Source organism: Microcella sp. (assembly GCF_051860105.1).
Taxonomy (GTDB): Bacteria; Actinomycetota; Actinomycetes; order Actinomycetales; family Microbacteriaceae; genus Microcella.
On record NZ_JBHYEO010000004.1, the window covers coordinates 121,968 to 138,943 of the forward strand.

The 16,976-nt window shown below is 69.4% G+C and carries 17 protein-coding genes; 13 read left to right on the forward strand and 4 right to left on the reverse strand.

Going from position 1 to position 16,976, the window contains the following annotated elements; genetic code table 11:
• Positions 1-12: 12 nt before the first annotated feature.
• Genes ACTIE9_RS03635 through ACTIE9_RS03645 form a run of 3 tightly spaced genes read left to right on the forward strand, consistent with a single transcriptional unit; the run spans position 13 to position 3,130 of the window.
• Positions 13-1,293, forward strand: coding sequence for an ABC transporter substrate-binding protein (locus ACTIE9_RS03635; protein ID WP_439564214.1), 1,281 nt, complete (start codon positions 13-15; stop codon positions 1,291-1,293).
• A gap of 9 nt (positions 1,294-1,302) precedes the next feature.
• Entirely contained in the window at positions 1,303-2,268 is a 966-nt protein-coding gene (locus ACTIE9_RS03640; RefSeq protein ID WP_439564215.1) for a carbohydrate ABC transporter permease, read from the forward strand.
• The gene (locus ACTIE9_RS03645; RefSeq protein ID WP_439564216.1) at positions 2,258-3,130 is read left to right on the forward strand and encodes a carbohydrate ABC transporter permease; all 873 of its coding nucleotides are present in this window, start codon (positions 2,258-2,260) and stop codon (positions 3,128-3,130) included. Before ACTIE9_RS03640 ends, ACTIE9_RS03645 begins: the two co-directional genes overlap by 11 nt.
• A gap of 77 nt (positions 3,131-3,207) precedes the next feature.
• Here ACTIE9_RS03645 and gndA read toward each other — a convergent pair whose 3' ends face one another.
• Positions 3,208-4,659, reverse strand: coding sequence for an NADP-dependent phosphogluconate dehydrogenase (gene gndA, locus ACTIE9_RS03650; protein ID WP_439564217.1), 1,452 nt, complete (start codon positions 4,657-4,659; stop codon positions 3,208-3,210).
• A 158-nt stretch (positions 4,660-4,817) separates the two neighbouring features.
• On the opposite strand from gndA, the gene ACTIE9_RS03655 reads away from it, so the two are divergent.
• The 6 genes from ACTIE9_RS03655 (at position 4,818) to mfd (ending at position 11,240) form a co-directional block, all read left to right on the forward strand.
• Positions 4,818-5,255, forward strand: a complete 438-nt coding sequence (locus ACTIE9_RS03655) for a hypothetical protein (RefSeq protein ID WP_439564218.1) — start codon at positions 4,818-4,820, stop codon at positions 5,253-5,255.
• Positions 5,256-5,257: 2 nt separating this feature from the next.
• On the forward strand, positions 5,258-5,644 hold the full coding sequence (locus tag ACTIE9_RS03660) for a hypothetical protein (protein WP_439564219.1): 387 nt from the start codon (positions 5,258-5,260) through the stop codon (positions 5,642-5,644).
• A gap of 68 nt (positions 5,645-5,712) precedes the next feature.
• Complete coding sequence (locus ACTIE9_RS03665) at positions 5,713-6,222, forward strand: gluconokinase (RefSeq protein ID WP_439564220.1); 510 nt, start codon at positions 5,713-5,715, stop codon at positions 6,220-6,222.
• A gap of 142 nt (positions 6,223-6,364) precedes the next feature.
• Entirely contained in the window at positions 6,365-7,000 is a 636-nt protein-coding gene (locus ACTIE9_RS03670; RefSeq protein WP_439564221.1) for a 50S ribosomal protein L25/general stress protein Ctc, read from the forward strand.
• A gap of 52 nt (positions 7,001-7,052) precedes the next feature.
• Positions 7,053-7,676, forward strand: coding sequence for an aminoacyl-tRNA hydrolase (pth, locus tag ACTIE9_RS03675; protein WP_439564222.1), 624 nt, complete (start codon positions 7,053-7,055; stop codon positions 7,674-7,676).
• A gap of 33 nt (positions 7,677-7,709) precedes the next feature.
• Positions 7,710-11,240, forward strand: coding sequence for a transcription-repair coupling factor (gene mfd, locus ACTIE9_RS03680; RefSeq protein WP_439564223.1), 3,531 nt, complete (start codon positions 7,710-7,712; stop codon positions 11,238-11,240).
• On the opposite strand, the gene ACTIE9_RS03685 is transcribed toward mfd, so the two are convergent.
• Genes ACTIE9_RS03685 through ACTIE9_RS03695 form a run of 3 tightly spaced genes read right to left on the reverse strand, consistent with a single transcriptional unit; the run spans position 11,233 to position 12,681 of the window.
• On the reverse strand, positions 11,233-11,607 hold the full coding sequence (locus tag ACTIE9_RS03685; protein WP_439564224.1) for a type II toxin-antitoxin system VapC family toxin: 375 nt from the start codon (positions 11,605-11,607) through the stop codon (positions 11,233-11,235). The two genes, mfd and ACTIE9_RS03685, sit on opposite strands and share 8 nt — an antisense overlap.
• Positions 11,604-11,837, reverse strand: a complete 234-nt coding sequence (locus tag ACTIE9_RS03690; RefSeq protein ID WP_439564225.1) for a type II toxin-antitoxin system Phd/YefM family antitoxin — start codon at positions 11,835-11,837, stop codon at positions 11,604-11,606. Before ACTIE9_RS03690 ends, ACTIE9_RS03685 begins: the two co-directional genes overlap by 4 nt.
• A gap of 37 nt (positions 11,838-11,874) precedes the next feature.
• Positions 11,875-12,681 (reverse strand): CPBP family intramembrane glutamic endopeptidase, encoded by an 807-nt coding sequence (locus tag ACTIE9_RS03695; protein WP_439564226.1) that lies wholly within the window; start codon positions 12,679-12,681, stop codon positions 11,875-11,877.
• Between the two features lie 18 nt (positions 12,682-12,699).
• Between ACTIE9_RS03695 and ACTIE9_RS03700 the strand changes: the two genes are divergently transcribed.
• Genes ACTIE9_RS03700 through ACTIE9_RS03715 form a run of 4 tightly spaced genes read left to right on the forward strand, consistent with a single transcriptional unit; the run spans position 12,700 to position 16,917 of the window.
• On the forward strand, positions 12,700-14,151 hold the full coding sequence (locus tag ACTIE9_RS03700) for an MFS transporter (RefSeq protein WP_439564227.1): 1,452 nt from the start codon (positions 12,700-12,702) through the stop codon (positions 14,149-14,151).
• Positions 14,148-14,861 (forward strand): MazG family protein, encoded by a 714-nt coding sequence (locus ACTIE9_RS03705; protein WP_439564228.1) that lies wholly within the window; start codon positions 14,148-14,150, stop codon positions 14,859-14,861. The genes ACTIE9_RS03700 and ACTIE9_RS03705 overlap by 4 nt, the downstream gene beginning before the upstream one ends.
• 5 nt (positions 14,862-14,866) lie before the next feature.
• Positions 14,867-15,826 (forward strand): ABC transporter ATP-binding protein, encoded by a 960-nt coding sequence (locus ACTIE9_RS03710; RefSeq protein ID WP_439564229.1) that lies wholly within the window; start codon positions 14,867-14,869, stop codon positions 15,824-15,826.
• Positions 15,823-16,917, forward strand: coding sequence for an ABC transporter permease (locus ACTIE9_RS03715; RefSeq protein WP_439564230.1), 1,095 nt, complete (start codon positions 15,823-15,825; stop codon positions 16,915-16,917). Before ACTIE9_RS03710 ends, ACTIE9_RS03715 begins: the two co-directional genes overlap by 4 nt.
• Positions 16,918-16,976: the final 59 nt, after the last annotated feature.

Below are 16,976 nucleotides of genomic sequence, written 5' to 3' on the forward strand. Positions count from 1 at the left end.
GGAGTTATTCACATGAGATCAGCAAAGTTGCTGACTGCAACGGGGATGCTGGCCGCCTCGGTGCTTGCGCTGTCAGCCTGCACGGCGGCAGCCGAGCCTGAAGCGACCGATGTCGACCTGCGCATGACCATCTGGTCGGCGAACGAGGCACACCTCGAGCTCTTCAACAGCATCGCCGAGTCGTACATGGCCGAGAACCCGAACGTGACCTCGATCACGTTCGACACTCTGCCGTTCGATGACTACACGACGACGCTCACCACCCAGATCGCGGGCGGCGACGCCCCCGACCTGGCGTGGATCTTCGAGACCACGGCACCAGACTTCGTGCTCTCGGAGGCGCTCGTCGACCTGAGCGAGACCCTCGCGAACACCGAGGGCTACGAGTTCGACGACATTTCCCCGGCAGCGACCGAGCTGTGGCTCAAAGAGGGCAGCCTGCGGGCGTACCCCTTCTCGACCTCGCCGTTCGTGATGTTCGCGAACGACGACCTGCTGGCTCAGGCCGGGTTCCCGACCGCCGCCGAACTGCAGGCTGCGGGCGACTGGAACTGGGAGTCGATCTCTGAGATCGGTGCCGCCGTGAACCAGGCGACGGGCAAGGCCGGGTTCATCATCCGCGACTTCGAGTACACCAACTGGGATGGCTTGTCGTCTATCTGGAAGGGCTGGGGCGCTTCCCCCTGGAGTGCTGACCTCACCACGTGCGAGTTCACCACTCCTGAGATGACCGAGGCGTTCGAGTTCATTCACGACGCTGCGTTCACCACGGGCTCGATGCCCGGACCGGGCACCACGGCCGACTTCTTCGCGGGCGAGGCGGCCTTCACGGTCACGCAGATTTCGCGCGCGGGTCTGCTGGCCGAGGCCGGCTTCGCCTGGGATCTGCTGCCGCTGCCGGCCGGACCGGCCGGGGAGTACTCGATCGTCGGCCAGGCCGGCATCGGTGTGATCGCGCAGGGTGAGAACCCTGAGGTCGCCGCCGACTTCCTCGCGTACTTCTCGAACCCCGAGAACGCGGCGTCGCTGGCGCAGTTCTTCCCGCCGCCCCGGGCGTCGCTGCTGAACGCTGAGGTTCTCGCCGCCGCCAACCCGGTGCTGACACCCGAACAGCTCGAGAACGTCGTCGTGCCGGCGATCACCAACGGTGAAGTTCGTCCGCCGATCACGAACGCCGCTCGCGTGAACCAGACGGTTCGTGCGGCGCTCGACGCCATGTGGGTTGCCGACGCTGACATTCCCGCCGTACTGGGAAGTGTCTGCGAGGCCATCGACCCGCTGCTGGCCGACTAGGTCTGACGCGTGTCACACGTTTCACAAGCACTGCCGGATCGGGCTTCGGCCCGGTCCGGCAGTGCCGGAACCGGCGCTCCCGCGCGTCGGCCGTGGCTGACCTATCGTCGTCGCGACAACATTGCCGGCTACCTCTTCATCGCTCCGCAGTTCATCGGCGTGATCCTCTTCGTGATCGTTCCGCTTCTTCTCGTCGGTTACTACAGCTTCCACGAGTGGGACATTCTCGGCGGAACCTTCACCTTCGTCGGTCTCGACAACTTCCAAGCCCTGCTCGATGACCCGCAGTTCGTTCCCGTGCTGCAGGCGACCGCGATCTTCTCCGTCGGTCTCGTGGTGCTCAACATCACCCTCGCGCTCTTCCTTGCCGTTCTGCTGAACCAGAAGGTTCAGGGCATGGTGTTCTTCCGCACCCTCTTCTTCTCTCCGGTTGTCGTCTCGCTCGTGGCGTGGACGATCGTCTGGGGCTTCCTGCTGCAAGACAACGGTGGCATCAACGGGATTCTGGCCATCTTCGGGGTCGATGGCCCCAACTGGCTGCGCGAAGGCCCGACGGCCATGGCGAGCGTCATCGTCGTGCAGCTCTTCAAGAACGTCGGCCTCAACATGGTGCTGTTTCTCGCGGCCTTCCAGAGTGTGCCGAGCGAACTCTACGAGTCGGCGCGCGTGGATGGAGCATCCCGGGCCCGCATCTTCCGCAGTATCACGCTGCCGCTGATCTCTCCGACGATCTTGCTCACCCTCATCATCACGATCGTCGGCTCGCTGCAGGTCTTCGCCCAGATCGCGGTGCTCACGCAGGGCGGCCCGGGCACGAGCACGACCGTGCTCGTCTACTACCTGTATCAACAGGCGTTCCTGTTCGGCCGGTTCGGCTACGGCTCGACACTCGCCATCGTCTTGTTCCTCATTGTGCTGGCCCTGACGCTTCTGCAGTGGCAGCTCCGCAAGAAGTGGGTTTTCCATGAGAACTGAGGTCCGCACCGAACGGCGAGAGGGAGTGTGGCGCCGACGGGGTCTGCGTATCGCGTTCTATGTGCTTCTCGGCGTGATGTCGATTCCGTTCGTGTTTCCAACGCTGTGGATGATCACCTCATCGTTCAAGCCGATCACCGAGATCTTCGCCTTCCCGCCGACACTGTGGCCTGAGTCGCCCAGCCTCGACGGGTACATCGAAGCCTTCACCTTCCAGCCGTTCGCGCTTCAGTACTTCAATAGTTTGTACATCGCCGTGATCTGCACGGTCGGCACGTTGATTGTGGCGGCGTTGGCGGGCTACGCCTTCGCGCGCATCCGGTTTCCCGGCGCGAACATCCTGTTCGTCATCGTGCTCGTTGGTCTGCTGATTCCGAGTGAAGTGACAATCGTGCCGATGTTTCAGATCTTCTCCGCTTGGGGAATGATCGACACCCACTGGCCGATCATTCTCGTGTCGATATTCGGTGCACCGACGGTGTTCTCGACCTTCCTGATGCGACAGTTCTTCTTGACGTTGCCGGTCGAACTCGAGGAGGCCGCGCGACTCGACGGGCTGGGGCGCTTCCAGATCTGGCGCCAGATCGCCCTGCCACTCTCGAAATCGGCGTTGGCGGCCGTGTCGATCTTCTCGTTCCTGCACATCTGGAACCTCTACCTCGAGCCGACCGTCTACCTGCGGTCACCCGAACTCTTCACGCTGCCGCAGGCACTGGTGCGGTACGCCGACGCGTATGGCGGTCAGATGTGGAACGTTCAGCTCGCGGCGGCGACGATGACCGCACTGCCCGTGCTGCTCGTCTTCATCGTGGCGCAGAAGCAGTTCGTCGAGGGCCTCGCGAACACCGGGCTCAAAGGCTGAGTTGTCTCGCCGGCGGGTGTTGCCTGACCCCGCCGGCGAGCGCTCGTGTGCAGCGCTGAGGGTTCGGAAGACGCGGCTTAGTGCGAGTCCGTCGCCGAGATTTCGGTGCGGTCGCCGCTCCACAGCGTGTGGAACGTGCCCTCTTTGTCGACGCGCTTGTAGGTGTGCGCGCCGAAGAAGTCGCGCTGGCCCTGCACGAGCGCGGCCGGCAGGCGGTCGGCCCGCAGGCCGTCGTAGTAGGAGAGCGACGAGGCGAAGGCGGGGGTCGGGATGCCCGCGAGAGCCGCGCCGGCAACGATGCGGCGCCACGAGGGCAGCGCGCCGGCGACGGCCTCGGCGAAGTACGGCGCGGTGACGAGGGCGACGAGCGCCGGGTCGGCCGCGTACGCCTCGGTGATGCGGTTGAGGAAGCGCGCGCGGATGATGCAGCCGGCCCGCCAAATGCGCGCGATGTCGCCCTTCTTGATGTCCCAGTTGTACTGCTCGGCGCCGGCGACGATCGCGTCGAAGCCCTGGCTGTAGGCGATGATCTTCGAGGCGTAGAGGGCGCGGCGCACGTCCTCCACGAAGGCGGCGCGGTCGCTCACCTGCCACTCCTGCGTGCTTCCGGGCAGTGAGGCGGCTGCGGCGCGCTGCGCGGGCTTCGACGAGAGCGAGCGGGCGAACACGGCTTCGGCGATACCCGAGACGGGCACCCCGAGGTCGAGCGCGGTCTGCACCGTCCACGCGCCGGTGCCCTTGGCGCCGGCCTGATCGAGGATGACGTCGACGAGGGGCTTGCCCGTCGTCGCATCCACCTGGCGCAACACCTCGGCGGTGATCTCGATGAGGTAGCTCTCGAGCTCGCCGGTGTTCCACTCGGCGAAGACCTCGGCGATCTCGGCCGGTTCGAGGCCGCCGACGCGGCGCAACAGGTCGTAGGCCTCGGCGATGAGCTGCATGTCGACGTACTCGATGCCGTTGTGGATCATCTTGACGAAGTGGCCCGCACCATCGGTGCCGACGTGCGTGACGCAGGGCTCGCCCTCGGCGACCGCGGCGATCGACTCGAGGATCGGCTTGAGGGTGACCCAGGCCTCGGCCGAGCCGCCGGGCATGATCGAGGGGCCGTTGAGCGCGCCCTCCTCGCCGCCCGAGATGCCGGCGCCGACGAAGTTGATGCCCGTGGCGCGCACGGCCGCCTCGCGGCGAATCGTGTCGGTGAAGAGCGCGTTGCCGCCGTCGACGATGATGTCGCCCGGTTCGAAGACCTCGGTGAGCGCGTCGATGACGGCGTCGGTGCCGCGGCCGGCCTGCACCATGATGATCGCCGTGCGCGGCTTCTGCAGCGACGCGGCGAACTCGGCGTAGTCCTTCGTGGTGATGAAGCCCGCTTCGGGGTGCTCGGTCACGAGCGTCTCGGTCTTCTCGTAGGTGCGGTTGAAGACGGCGACGGTGTTGCCCTCGCGGCTGGCGAGGTTGCGGGCGAGATTCGAGCCCATGACGGCGAGGCCGACGACCCCGATATTGGCGGAAGGCGTGGTGGTCATGGCCTCCAGCCTAGAGCCGAACCGCCACGGGCTGCCGCGCGGCTGAGTACGGGCATCCGCCGAATTGAGCAATGGATGCTCAGTCGCCACGACCGCCGCCTGCGAAGGATGAACACATCAGGTTCCACCCCCGTTCATCCCTCGAGAAAGGCCCCACCATGAACATGTTCAAGAGCATGATCGACACGATCAACGCCGCCCCCGCGCTCATCGATAGTGCCAACACGCTCGCCGCGCAGGCGCAGACCCAGGCCGCCATGAACCCCGCGGCCTACGGCGTCGCGGGCATGCCCGGCAGCGCTTTCCCCGGCACCATCGGCTCGCAGGCCGCTGTGAACGTCGCCAACCTGCAGGCGCACGGCGCCCCGAGCGCCGAGGCCCTCGAGCCCATCGCGGGCGTCTCGCTCGAGACCTACGCGAAGGTCAGCAAGGGCATCGCGGCCTTCGGCTACGACACCACGAAGCTCGTCGACGTGGCCGCCGGCCTCGGCGTCTCGGCGGCTGACTGGGCTATCGCGCAGGAGGGCTGGGGTGCGCGCATCCAGGCCGACCGCGCTGTCGGTTCGCGCTTCAACGAGCTCTACACGGCGCTGTAACCATGGGCGTGCTCACGAACCTCGCCAAGCTCACGACCATGGGCTTCGACAACCTGGCGACGATGAACGTCGGCGCGCAGCTCGCGCAGGCGCAGGCCACGATGGACGGCCTCATCGCCCAGAACCAGCTCGCGACCGAGGCCGCCGGCCCGGAGTTCGTCTCTGCCACGGCGACCGTGACGCAGCTCGCGAGCACGGGCGTCATGGTCAACGACGGGGTGCAGGTGGCCCTCGGGCTGCTCGTGATGATGCCCGCGGGTGTGCCCGTGCCCGTGACGACGACGACCGTCGTTCCGATGGCGCTGCTGCCCCAGGTGCAGCCCGGCTCCACGGTCGGCGTGCGCATCGACCCCGCGGCGCCCAGGCGCGTTCTGCTTGACCTGCGCTAACCGCGCCTCCACCGACCCGGCCAGCACCGACCCGAACGGTGCCGGCCGCCCCCCGATACGGTGGGCGGGTGAACCCACACCCGCCCACCGTTGTCGTTCTCATGGGCGTCTCGGGCGTCGGCAAGACCACGGTCGGGCGCGCGGCAGCGGCGCTCGCGGGCGTGCGGTTCCTCGACGCGGATGCGCTGCACCCCGCGGCCAACGTCGCGAAGATGGCGGCCGGCATCCCGCTCGACGATTCCGATCGCGCCCCGTGGCTCGACGCCGTCGCGGCGGCGCTCGTCGCCGAGGCGCCGTGCATCATGGCGTGCAGCGCGTTGCGCGCCGCCTACCGCGATCGATTGCGGGCGGATGCTCCGCACGCCCGCTTCGCCCTCCTCGACCTCGATCGGCCGGCGCTCGAGGGCCGTCTGGCCTCCCGTGAGGGCCACTTCATGCCCGCGGCGCTGCTCGACTCGCAGCTCGCGACGCTCGAGCCCCCGGCTCCGGGCGAGGGCGTGCTCGTGCTCGACGCCGAACGACCGATCGACGAGCTCGCGACCGCCGTCGCGGCCCTGCTCGCGCCTCGGGTAGACTGAGCGACTGTACTTCGGCGAGGGGGCGGGTTTTCGCCCCGTGATCGACGCGGTGGGCAAGGCATCCGGCTTTCCTCACGCGCTCGCGCGTTCGAGTTGACACCCAGACCGGGCCACGAGGCCCACCGATCAAGGAGACATCAGCATGGCTGACGAGAACAAGCTCAGCGCCGGCAAGCGCACGTCGTTCGGCAAGGGCGCGGCGCGCAAGCTGCGCGCCGCCGGCCACATCCCGGCCGTCATCTACGGCCACGGCGGCGAGCCGCAGCACGTGACGCTGCCCGCCCACGAGACCGCGCTGCTGCTGCGCAAGTCGAACGTCGTCGTGACGCTCGACATCGAGGGCAGCAAAGAGCTCGTGCTCGTCAAGGACGTGCAGAAAGACCCCGTGCGTCAGATCATCGAGCACGTCGACCTCATCGTCGTGCGCAAGGGCGAGAAGGTCACCGTCGATGTCGCCGTGCACGTCGAGGGCGACTCGTTCCCCGGCACGATCGTCGTCGTCGACCACAACACGCTCTCGGTCGAGGCCGAGGCCACCCACATCCCCGAGTCGATCACCGTCTCGGTCGAGGGCCTGACCGACGGCACGCAGATCCACGCCGGAGACCTCGAGCTGCCCAAGGGCACCACGCTCGTCACCGACGCGGGCGCCCTCGTGCTCGCCATCACGACGCCGGCCGGCTCCACGGCTGACGACGAGGCCGTGGCCGAGATGGCCGCCGCGTCGTCTGCGGCATCGGCGATCGCCGCCGAGGCCGAGGCAGCCGAGGCCGAGTAGTCGCTGCGGGCGCGCGTCGCCCGCTGTCACGCACTGAGCGAAGGGGTCGCCCGTGGTCGGATTGTTCCGCCGCGATGCGGCCCCTTCGTCGTCGGCCGACACCTGGCTCGTGGCCGGGCTCGGCAACCCCGGGCCCGAATACGCCGGCAACCGCCACAACGTCGGCGCGATGGTGCTCGAGCATCTCGCCGGTCGCCTCGGCGCCCGCTTCGGCCGGCACCGCACGACGACGATGCTCGCCGAGGGGCGCCTGCGGCCGGGCGGCCCCAAGCTCGTGCTCGCGCGCCCGCTCAGCTACATGAACACCTCGGGCGGGCCGGTCTCGAGCGCGGCCGCGTACTTCGGCATTCCCGCAGAGCGCGTCATCGTCATCCACGACGACCTCGACCTGCCGTTCGAGACCATCAAGCTCAAGGCCGATGGCGGGCACGGCGGCCAGAACGGGGTGCGCGACGTCATCAAGGCGCTCGGCACGCCCGACTTCGTGCGCGTGCGCGTCGGCATCGGCCGCCCTCCCGGGCGGCAGGACGCCGCCGACTACGTGCTGCGCGACTTCGGTTCGACGGAAAAGACCCGCCTGCCGTTCGTGCTCGACGACGCGGCTGACGCGGTCGAGCTCATCGTCGATCAGGGCCTGCTGGCCGCGCAGCAGAAGGTGCACGCGCCCCGCGCCTGAACGCCCAGCGAGGGCCGCGTAGACTCGTGCGACGTGAGTCTCGAGCGGTTGATCCCGGCGCTGTCGCGCGCCCGCACGCTTCAGAACGCCCTCGAGAGCGCGCGTCGCTCCACCGATTTCTCGGTCGTCGAAGGGCTGCGGGTTCCGCTTATCGCGAGCATCCTGGATGCCCGCGAGGGCCCGCAGTGCCTCCTCGCCATCGCGTCGACGGGGCGCGAGGCCGATGCGGTCATCGAGTCGCTCGGCGCGGTCGCGCCGCACGCCACCGTGCTCGACCTGCCCGCGTGGGAGACCCTGCCGCACGAGCGGCTCAGCCCGAGCGCGGAGACGGTCGGCCGCCGCATCCGCACCCTGCGCGCCCTGCGCGCGTGGGAGGCGGCGCCCGAGGGCGACCTCATCGTCGTCGCCTCGGTGCGTGCGGCCCTGCAGCCGCTCGCGCCGGGCCTCACCGAGGTGGAGCCGGTCGTGCTGCGCCGGGGAGCCCGTGGCTACGACCTCGCCCAGGTCACCTCCCGACTCATCGACCTGGCGTACAGCAGGGTCGACATGGTGACGCGGCGCGGCGAGTTCGCCGTGCGCGGCGGAATCCTCGACGTGTTCGCTGCCGTGGCCGAGCATCCGGTGCGGGTCGAGTTCTTCGGCGACGAGGTCGAGCAGCTGCGCGAGTTCTCGGTCGCCGATCAGCGATCGTTGCCGACCGAGATCGACGTCGTCGAGCTGCCGCCGACGCGCGAGCTGCTGCTGACCGAGAGCGTCCGTCAGCGCGCCCGCGAGATGGAGCACGAGTTCCCGAGCCTGGCGGGGCTGCTCGCCAAGATCGGCGAGGGCATCCCGGTCGAGGGCATGGAGAGCCTCGCCCCCGCGCTCGTCGACCGGCTCGTGCCGCTGACGCACTACCTGCCCGCCCGCGCAGCGATCGCGGTGCTGAGCCCCGAGCGCGTCGCGAGCCGTGCGGTGAGCCTGCTCGAGACCAACCGCGAGTTCCTCACGGCGGCGTGGCACGCCGCGACGGTCGGCGCGGAGGCCCCGATCGACCTGGATGCCGGCGACTTCGTCACCGTGACCGGCCTGCGCGAGGCCGCGGGCGACCGCGACTGGTTCACGATCAGCGCCTTCGATGCGGATGACGCCGACATCGTGCGCATCGACGCGGTCGAGCCTCCCGGTTTCTCGGGCCGGAGCGATGGCGCCGTCGACCACGTGGTCGACCGCGTGCGCGCGGGGTGGACGATGATCGTCGTCGCGGCGGGCCACGGTCTGGTCGAGCGGGCCGCCGACGTGCTCGGTGAGCACGAGGTGGCCGCGCGCATCGTCGACGAGCTGCCCGACGAACTGGAGAAGGGCGTCGTCTATCTCGTGCAGGCGCAGGTCGAGCACGGCTTCGAGCTGCCCGAGCTGCAGCTGGGGCTGCTGAGCGAGACCGAGTTCTATGGTCGCGCCGTCGGCTACGACTCCCGCCAGCCGAAGAAGCTCGCGAGTCGCCGCACCAACGTCGTCGACCCGCTGCAGTTGAAGGCGGGCGACTTCGTCGTGCATGCCACGCACGGCATCGGCAAGTTTCTCGAGCTCGTGCAGCGCGAGGTCAGCACGGGCGGTCGCAACGCGGTGAAGAGCCAGCGCGAGTTCCTGCTGATCGAGTACGCGCCGAGCAAGCGCGGCTACCCGGGCGACAAGCTCTATGTGCCGACCGACCAGCTCGATCTGCTGAGCCGCTACGTCGGCGGCGAGGCTCCGACGCTCAGCAAGATGGGCGGCAGCGACTGGGCGGCCGCGAAGGGCAAAGCGCGCCGCGCAGTGCGCGACATCGCCGTCGAGCTCGTCAAGCTCTACAGCGCCCGCATGTCGAGCCGCGGCTTCGCCTTCCCGCCCGACACCCCGTGGCAGCGCGAGCTCGAAGAGGCCTTCCCCTTCGTCGAGACACCCGACCAGTTGACGACGATCGACGAGGTCAAGCGCGACATGGAGTCGCCCATCCCGATGGACCGCCTGCTCGCGGGCGACGTCGGCTACGGCAAGACCGAGGTCGCGGTGCGCGCCGCCTTCAAGGCCGTGCAGGGCGGCAAGCAGGTGGCGATGATCGTGCCGACCACCCTGCTCGTCAAGCAGCACCTCGAGACCTTCGCCGAGCGCTTCGCCGGGTTCCCCGTGCACTTGCGCGCGCTCAGCCGTTTCCAGAGCGACAAGGAGGCGAAGGAGACCATGGACGGCCTCGCGAGCGGCACGGTCGATATCGTCATCGGCACGCATCGCATCCTGAGCCAGGGCATCCAGTTCAAAGACTTGGGGCTCGTGATCATCGACGAGGAGCAGCGGTTCGGGGTCGAGCACAAAGACGCCCTGAAGAAGCTCAAGACCAATGTCGACGTGCTCGCGATGTCGGCCACGCCGATTCCGCGCACCCTCGAGATGGCCGTGACGGGCATCCGCGAGATGTCGACCCTCGCGACCCCGCCGGAGGACCGCCATCCGATCCTCACCTTCGTCGGTCCGTACAGCGACAAGCAGGTCGCCGCGGCGATCCATCGCGAGATGCTGCGCGAGGGGCAGGTGTTCTACGTGCACAACCGCGTCTCCAGCATCCAGCGCGTCGCGAGTCACCTGGCCGAGCTGGTTCCGGATGCGCGCATCGCCGTCGCCCACGGCCAGATGAGCGAGTCGCTGCTCGAGCAGGTCATGGTCGACTTCTGGGAGCGCAAGTTCGACGTGCTCGTGTCGACGACGATCATCGAGACGGGCCTCGACGTCGCCAACGCGAACACGCTCATCATCGATCGCGCCGACAAGTACGGGCTCAGTCAGCTGCACCAGTTGCGCGGGCGCGTCGGTCGCGGGCGCGAGCGCGCCTACGCCTACTTCCTCTACGACGAGACGAAGCCGCTCACCGAGACGGCGCACGACCGCTTGCAGACGATCGCCGCCAACAGCGACCTCGGCGGTGGTATGCAGATCGCGCTCAAAGATCTCGAGATCCGCGGCGCGGGAAACCTGCTCGGCGCCGAGCAGGCCGGTCACATCGCCGGTGTCGGCTTCGACCTCTACCTGCGCATGATCGGCGAGGCCGTGAGCGTGTTCCGCGGCGACGCGGCGGAGGAGCAGACCGAGCTGCGGCTCGAGCTGCCGGTCGACGCGCACATTCCCGATGACTTCATCGCGAGCGAGCGTCTGCGTCTCGAGGCCTATCAGAAGCTCTCGACGGCGACGGCCCCGGCGAGCGACGATGCGGCGCTGGATGCCGTGCTCGAGGAGCTCGCCGACCGCTACGGCGACCCGCCCGGGTCGGTTCTCACGCTGCTCGCCGTCTCGCGACTGCGCCGCCAGGCCCAGAAGCTGGGATTGAGCGACGTCGTCGTCATGGGCACGAATCTGCGGCTCGTCGGGCTCGACCTGCCCGACTCGCGGCAGCTGCGCCTGCAGCGCATGTACCCGGGCTCGAAGTGGTTCGGCCAGCAGCGCGTGGCGACGGTGCCCCTGCCGAAGGATGCGAGCGACGACGACCTCGTCACCTGGGTGGGCCAGGTGCTGACGAACCTCTACGCCTCCGAGTCGGCCGCCGCCGTCACGTGATGGTGGTGATCGGGTAGGCGGTCAACCGCCGGTCGCCGGTCAGCAGCACGAGGTCGTCGGCGATGCACTGGGCTACGAGCATCCGATCGAAGGGGTCGCGATGGTGCAGGGGCAGGTCGGCGAGCACGAGCGCGTGCCGGTTCGCCAGGGGCAGCTCGCGAAAACCTTGACGAGCGATCCACTCGGTGATGCCGTCGGCGCCGGTCAGCTTGCCGATCGAGGTCTTGATGGCGATCTCGGCGACACTGATCGCCGAGACGGCAATGTCGTGCCGATCGTCGGCGATCGCGTCGTACTGTTCGCGGCTGAGGCGGTCGGGCTCTTTCAGCCACCACAGCAGCGCGTTCGTGTCGAGCAGTGCCCTCACTCGCCGTACCAGTCGCGCTCGTCCTGCTCGGTGAAGTCATCGAAGTCGTCGGCCATCCAGACCTTCCCGGCGAGCACGCCGGGTTCGCGCTTGATGGTGATGCCGCCGGCAGGGCCCAACTCCGCAACCGGCCGGCCGTTACGCGCGATCGTGATGCGCTCGCCGGCCTCGGCGCGCGCGACGAGCTTCGAGAAGTCGGTCTTCGCCTCGTAGATATTCACCATCACCATGACGGCAGGGTAGAGGCGTGGTCAGGTCTGGTCAAGTCTAGTCAGGGATGCTCGCCTTGAGCGGCCTCGGGAAGAGCACGGTGCCCGGCACTTCGTGCACGCGGTACACCGCCGCCGGAATCACGACGAGCGTGCGCAGGTCGAACAGCGCGTGCACGAGCATCGCGAGGCCGATGCTGCCGCTCACGACGTAGAGCGCGGTGAAGACGAGCCCGACGACTCCGGTCGCGAGCACGCCCACCCAGCCCTGGTAGGCGTGCAGGGCGCCGAACACGAGGGCCGCGAGCAGGAAGGCGCTCACGGGCTCGCCCGTGACGACGACAAGCAGGGTCGGCAGTGCGAGTCGGAACAGCGCTTCTTCGACGACCCCCGCATTGACCGAGAGGGCCGCGCCCCAGCCGAGCTCTGGCCGGTTGCGCGGCAGCAGGGCGGCGATGTCGCCGACCATGATGATGCCGCCGTCGCGGCGGGCGCTGCGCACGCCGACCAGGGTGAGCGCGACGACGGCGAGAGCCGCGCCTAGACCCAGGGCGATGCCGAGACCGCCGGCCAGGGCATCCCGCAGCCAGGCCACGGGCGGCAGGGCCTGCGTCGTCGCGAGCAGCGGGCCGACGACCGGCCAGACCAGCACCAGCACGAGCGCAGCGGAGCCGCCGAAGAGCACGAACGACTCGAGCAGCCAGCGCCGCATCATCGCCTGCCGACGGGCGGTCGAGCGGTAGCGCCGGAACCGCGCGTACTCGCGGCGATCCTTGCGCATCGCCCGCACGACGAACAGCACGACGAGCCCGACGGCGAGCAGCGCGGCGGCGAGGCGCGGCATCCAGCCGAGTTCCGGGAGCATGGGGTTATCGTCGCAGACGTGACCACGACAGCCGCCGTCGGCCTGCGCTCCGAGCGCGGCCCCATCCTGCTCGCGATCATGGTCACGACGGGTCTTGTCGCGATCGACGCGACCATCCTCGCGACGGCCGTGCCGACGCTCGTCGAAGAGCTGGGCTCGTTCGAGCTGTTCCCGTGGCTGTTCTCGATCTACCTGCTGTCGCAGGCCGTCTCCACGCCGCTGTTCGCGAAGTTCAGCGACATGGTCGGCCGCAAGCCCATCATCCTCATCGGCATCGGGCTGTTCCTCATCGGGTCGATCCTGTGCGGCCTCGCGTGGAGCATGCCCGCGCTCATCGCCTTCCGCGCCGTGCAGGGCATCGGTGCCGGCGCCATCGGGCCCATGGCCATCACGATCGCGGGCGACATCTACTCGGTGGAGGAGCGCGCGAAGGTGCAGGGCTACATCGCGAGCGTGTGGGCCGCCTCCGCCGTCATCGGCCCGACCCTGGGCGGGGTGTTCGCCGAGCTCGATGCCTGGCGGTGGATCTTCTTCATCAACATCCCCCTGTGCCTGCTGGCGGGGTGGATGCTCATCCGCTCGCTGCACGAGACCGTCGAGCATCGCCCGCACAAGGTCGACGTGCTCGGCGCGCTGCTGCTCACCGCCTCGCTCGGGCTGCTGCTCGTCGGCGTGCTGCAGGGCGGGGTCTCGTGGCCGTGGGCCTCGTGGCAGAGCGCGATCGCCTTCGGGCTCGGCGCGCTACTGCTGCTCGCGTTCGTCGCCGTCGAGCGGCGAGCGACCGAGCCGATCCTGCCGGGCTGGGTGTTCTCGCGGCGACTGCTGCTCACGACGACGCTCGTCTCGGTCGGCGTCGGCGCGATCCTCATCGGCCTCGCCTCGTACGTGCCGGTGTCGCTCGAGGGGGCCCTCGGGGTCTCGCCGCTCGTGGCGGGCCTCGCGCTCGCCGCGCTCACGATCGGCTGGCCGATCTCGGCGGCGCTGTCGGGGCGGCTGTATCTGACGCTCGGCTTCCGCGTCACGGTGCTCATCGGCATGGTGCTCGTGCTGGCCGGAACGGGACTGCTCGCCGCGTTCGCCGCCACGCCCTCCGTCGCGATCTCGGCGATCGGGTGCTTCGTCACCGGGCTCGGGCTCGGCCTCGTCGCAACCCCCTCCCTCATCGCCGCCCAGGCCAGCGTCGAGTGGAACGAGCGCGGCGTCGTCACGGGCACGAACCTCTTCGCCCGCGCCGTCGGCCAGGCGGTCGCCGTCGCCATCTTCGGCGCCGTCGCCAACACGATCTACCGCGCGGCGGGCGGCGGGGGAGTGCTGGGTGAGGGCGCCGGCGCGGTCGTCGATCCGGTGGCCATCATCCCCGCGTCGCAGGCGGTCTTCGTCGGCGCGCTGCTGTGCGCGATCGTCACGGCCGTGCTCGCGACCGCGATGCCCGACGACCGCCGCTCGCGGCGGGCCATGATGGAGGCATGACCGACGCTCCCGCACCCGTCGCCCTGCCCGCCGCCCAGCCGCACCCCCAGCTCGACCAGCTGATCGCCGTGCTCGCGCACCTGCGCGCTCCGGGCGGGTGCGCGTGGGATGCCGAGCAGACGCACGAGAGCCTGACGCGCTACCTCGTCGAGGAGGCGCACGAGCTGATCGAGGCCATCGAGCACGGCACGCCCGACGACGTGCTGGAGGAGCTGGGCGACGTGCTCTACCAGGTGCTGTTCCACGCCGACATCGCGGCGGCTCGGGCCGAGCATCCGTTCACGATCGAGGATGTCGCGGCGCGCTCGACGGCCAAGATGGTCGGCCGCCACCCGCACGTGTTCGGCGATGTCACCGCCGACACCGCCGACGAGGTCGCCGCGAACTGGGAGATCTGGAAGCGGGAGGAGAAGCCCGCGCGCACGTCGGTGCTCGACGGCGTGCCGGCATCGCTGTCGGCGCTGCTGCGCGCGGAGAAGCTGCTCGGCAAGGCCGAGGGTCTCGGCGTCGGCGTGGCACCGGCCGACCCGGCACCGCGCGATGAGACCGAGCTCGGCCAGCGCCTGCTCGCTCTTGTCGCGGCAGGCCGCGCGCAGGGCCTCGAGGCGGAGCGCGCGTTGCGGGGGGCGCTCGCCGAGGTCGAGCAGCGCATCCGGATGGCTGAGGCAAAGGGTGAGCCGCCCTCGCTTGCCGGCGACATGATTGACTGACCCTCATGAATACTGCGGCAGTAATCGCGGTCGAGGGTGTCGCTCGATCGTTCGGTGAGGTCCACGCGGTGCGCGACGCGAGCTTCGAGGTGCTCCCGGGTTCGGTGACGGCCCTCATCGGCCCGAACGGCTCGGGCAAGACGACCCTGCTGCTCATGCTCGCGACGCTTCTGCGGCCCGACGCGGGCACCATCCGCATCGCGGGCAACGATCCGGTGGCCGATCCGCGCGCGGTGCGCAGCGCCATGGGGTGGATGCCCGACGTGCTGGGTTCGTGGGGCAGCGTGTCGGTGCGCCGCACCCTCGAGATCACCGGTCGGCTCTATGAACGCAGCCCCGAGCAGTCGCGGCAGCGGGCTGAGCAGCTCATCGAGCTCGTGGGCCTCGAGCCGCAGGCCGAGCAGCCGACGCGCGTTCTGAGCCGCGGCCAGAAGCAGCGCTTGAGCCTGGCTCGCGCACTCGTGCACGAGCCCAGCGTTCTGCTGCTCGACGAGCCGGCCTCGGGCCTCGACCCGGCCGCGCGCGTCGACCTGCGCACGCTCGTGCGCCGGCTCGCGGGCGAGGGGGTCGCTGTGCTCGTGTCGAGCCACGTGCTCGCTGAGCTCGACGAGATGGCCGACGCCGCCGTCTATCTCGACCATGGCGTCACGGCGTCGGCGGAGCGCATCGAGCGCAGCCGGGCGCAGGCGCGCGACTGGCGCATCCGCGCGATCGACGACGCGCAGCTCGACGCCGCGCTCACGCGACTCGGCATCGTCCGCGGCGCCGCCGACCACCTCGGCACGAGCGTCTCCGTCGCCAGCGAGGCCGAGGCGGCGCAGCTGCTCGCGCGGCTCGTCGGCGAGGGGGTCGCGATCAGCGCGTTCGGGCCCGCCGTCGGCGACCTCGAGCACACGTTCCTCGATCTGTCGCGGAGAGGCAGCGCCGATCCGGCGCCCGCTACGACCGAGGGGGGCGACCGATGAGCCGGTATCTCGACACGCTCGGCACGATCGTGCTGCTCGAGCTGCGGCAGCGCATCCGCTCGGTCGCATGGGTGGTGCTCGTCAGCGTCGTGTTCGTGCTCGTGGGCATCGTCACGCTGCTGCTCTGGGCGTCGCTGAGCGCGTTCGGTGGTGACGTCTCGCAGAGTGCGGGGGTCTACTCGACCGTCATCTTCTTCGTGCTGCTCGTCGGCACGCTCGTGACGCCGGCCATCAGCGGGGCCGCGATCAACGGCGACCGTGAGGCGGGCACTCTCGCCACGACGCAGGTCACTCTCGCGAGCTCGAGCCAGATCGTGCTGGGCAAGTTCCTCGCGGCATGGACGGTCGCGCTGACCTTCCTCGCCGCATCCCTGCCCGCCCTGCTCTTCACCCTCATCGCGGGCGGCGTGCGCGGCGACACGCTCGCGGCGTCGCTGGGCGTTCTCGTGCTCGAGCTCGGTGTCGTGGCCGCGGTCGGCGTCGGCCTCTCGGGGCTCATCTCGCGCCCGCTGTTCTCGGTCGTGACGACCTACCTCGTCGTGGCGGCGCTCAGCATCGGCACGCTCATCGCGTTCACGCTCGGGGGGCTGGCGTTCCAGTCGCAGCAGACGCAGACGTACATCGGCATTGACTACTCGGTCGGCGGCGAGTTCGACCCCGTGACGGGTCTGCCGGAGGAGATCGTGTGCCTCGAGCCCGAGACCTACAGCTACCCGGTGCCGCGGTTCGACTACGTGTGGGGAATCCTCGCCGCGAACCCCTACATCGTGCTGGCGGATGCCGCGCCCACGACCTTCGATCGCAACGGGTACCCCGAAGACCTGTTCGGTCAGTTCGCGATCGGAGTGCGCAGCGCGCAGCTGACCCCTGATCTCGATTCGGTGGTCGACGAGTGCGCGGCGGCGCTCGCGGGCGACCCGAGCGCGGCTTACGAGTTCGAGACGCCGCAGCAGGTCTTCGAGCGGACGGTGCCCAGCTGGTTCGTGGGGCTCATCATCCATCTCGTGCTCGCGACGGCGGCACTGTCGGCGGCGATCGCCCGCACCCGCACGCCGGCGGGTTCTCTGCCGACGGGCAGCCGCATCGCCTGACGCCTGTCGACTCGAGGGTGGGCGCCCTCCGGCAACCCGAATGCCGGAAGGCGCCCTGC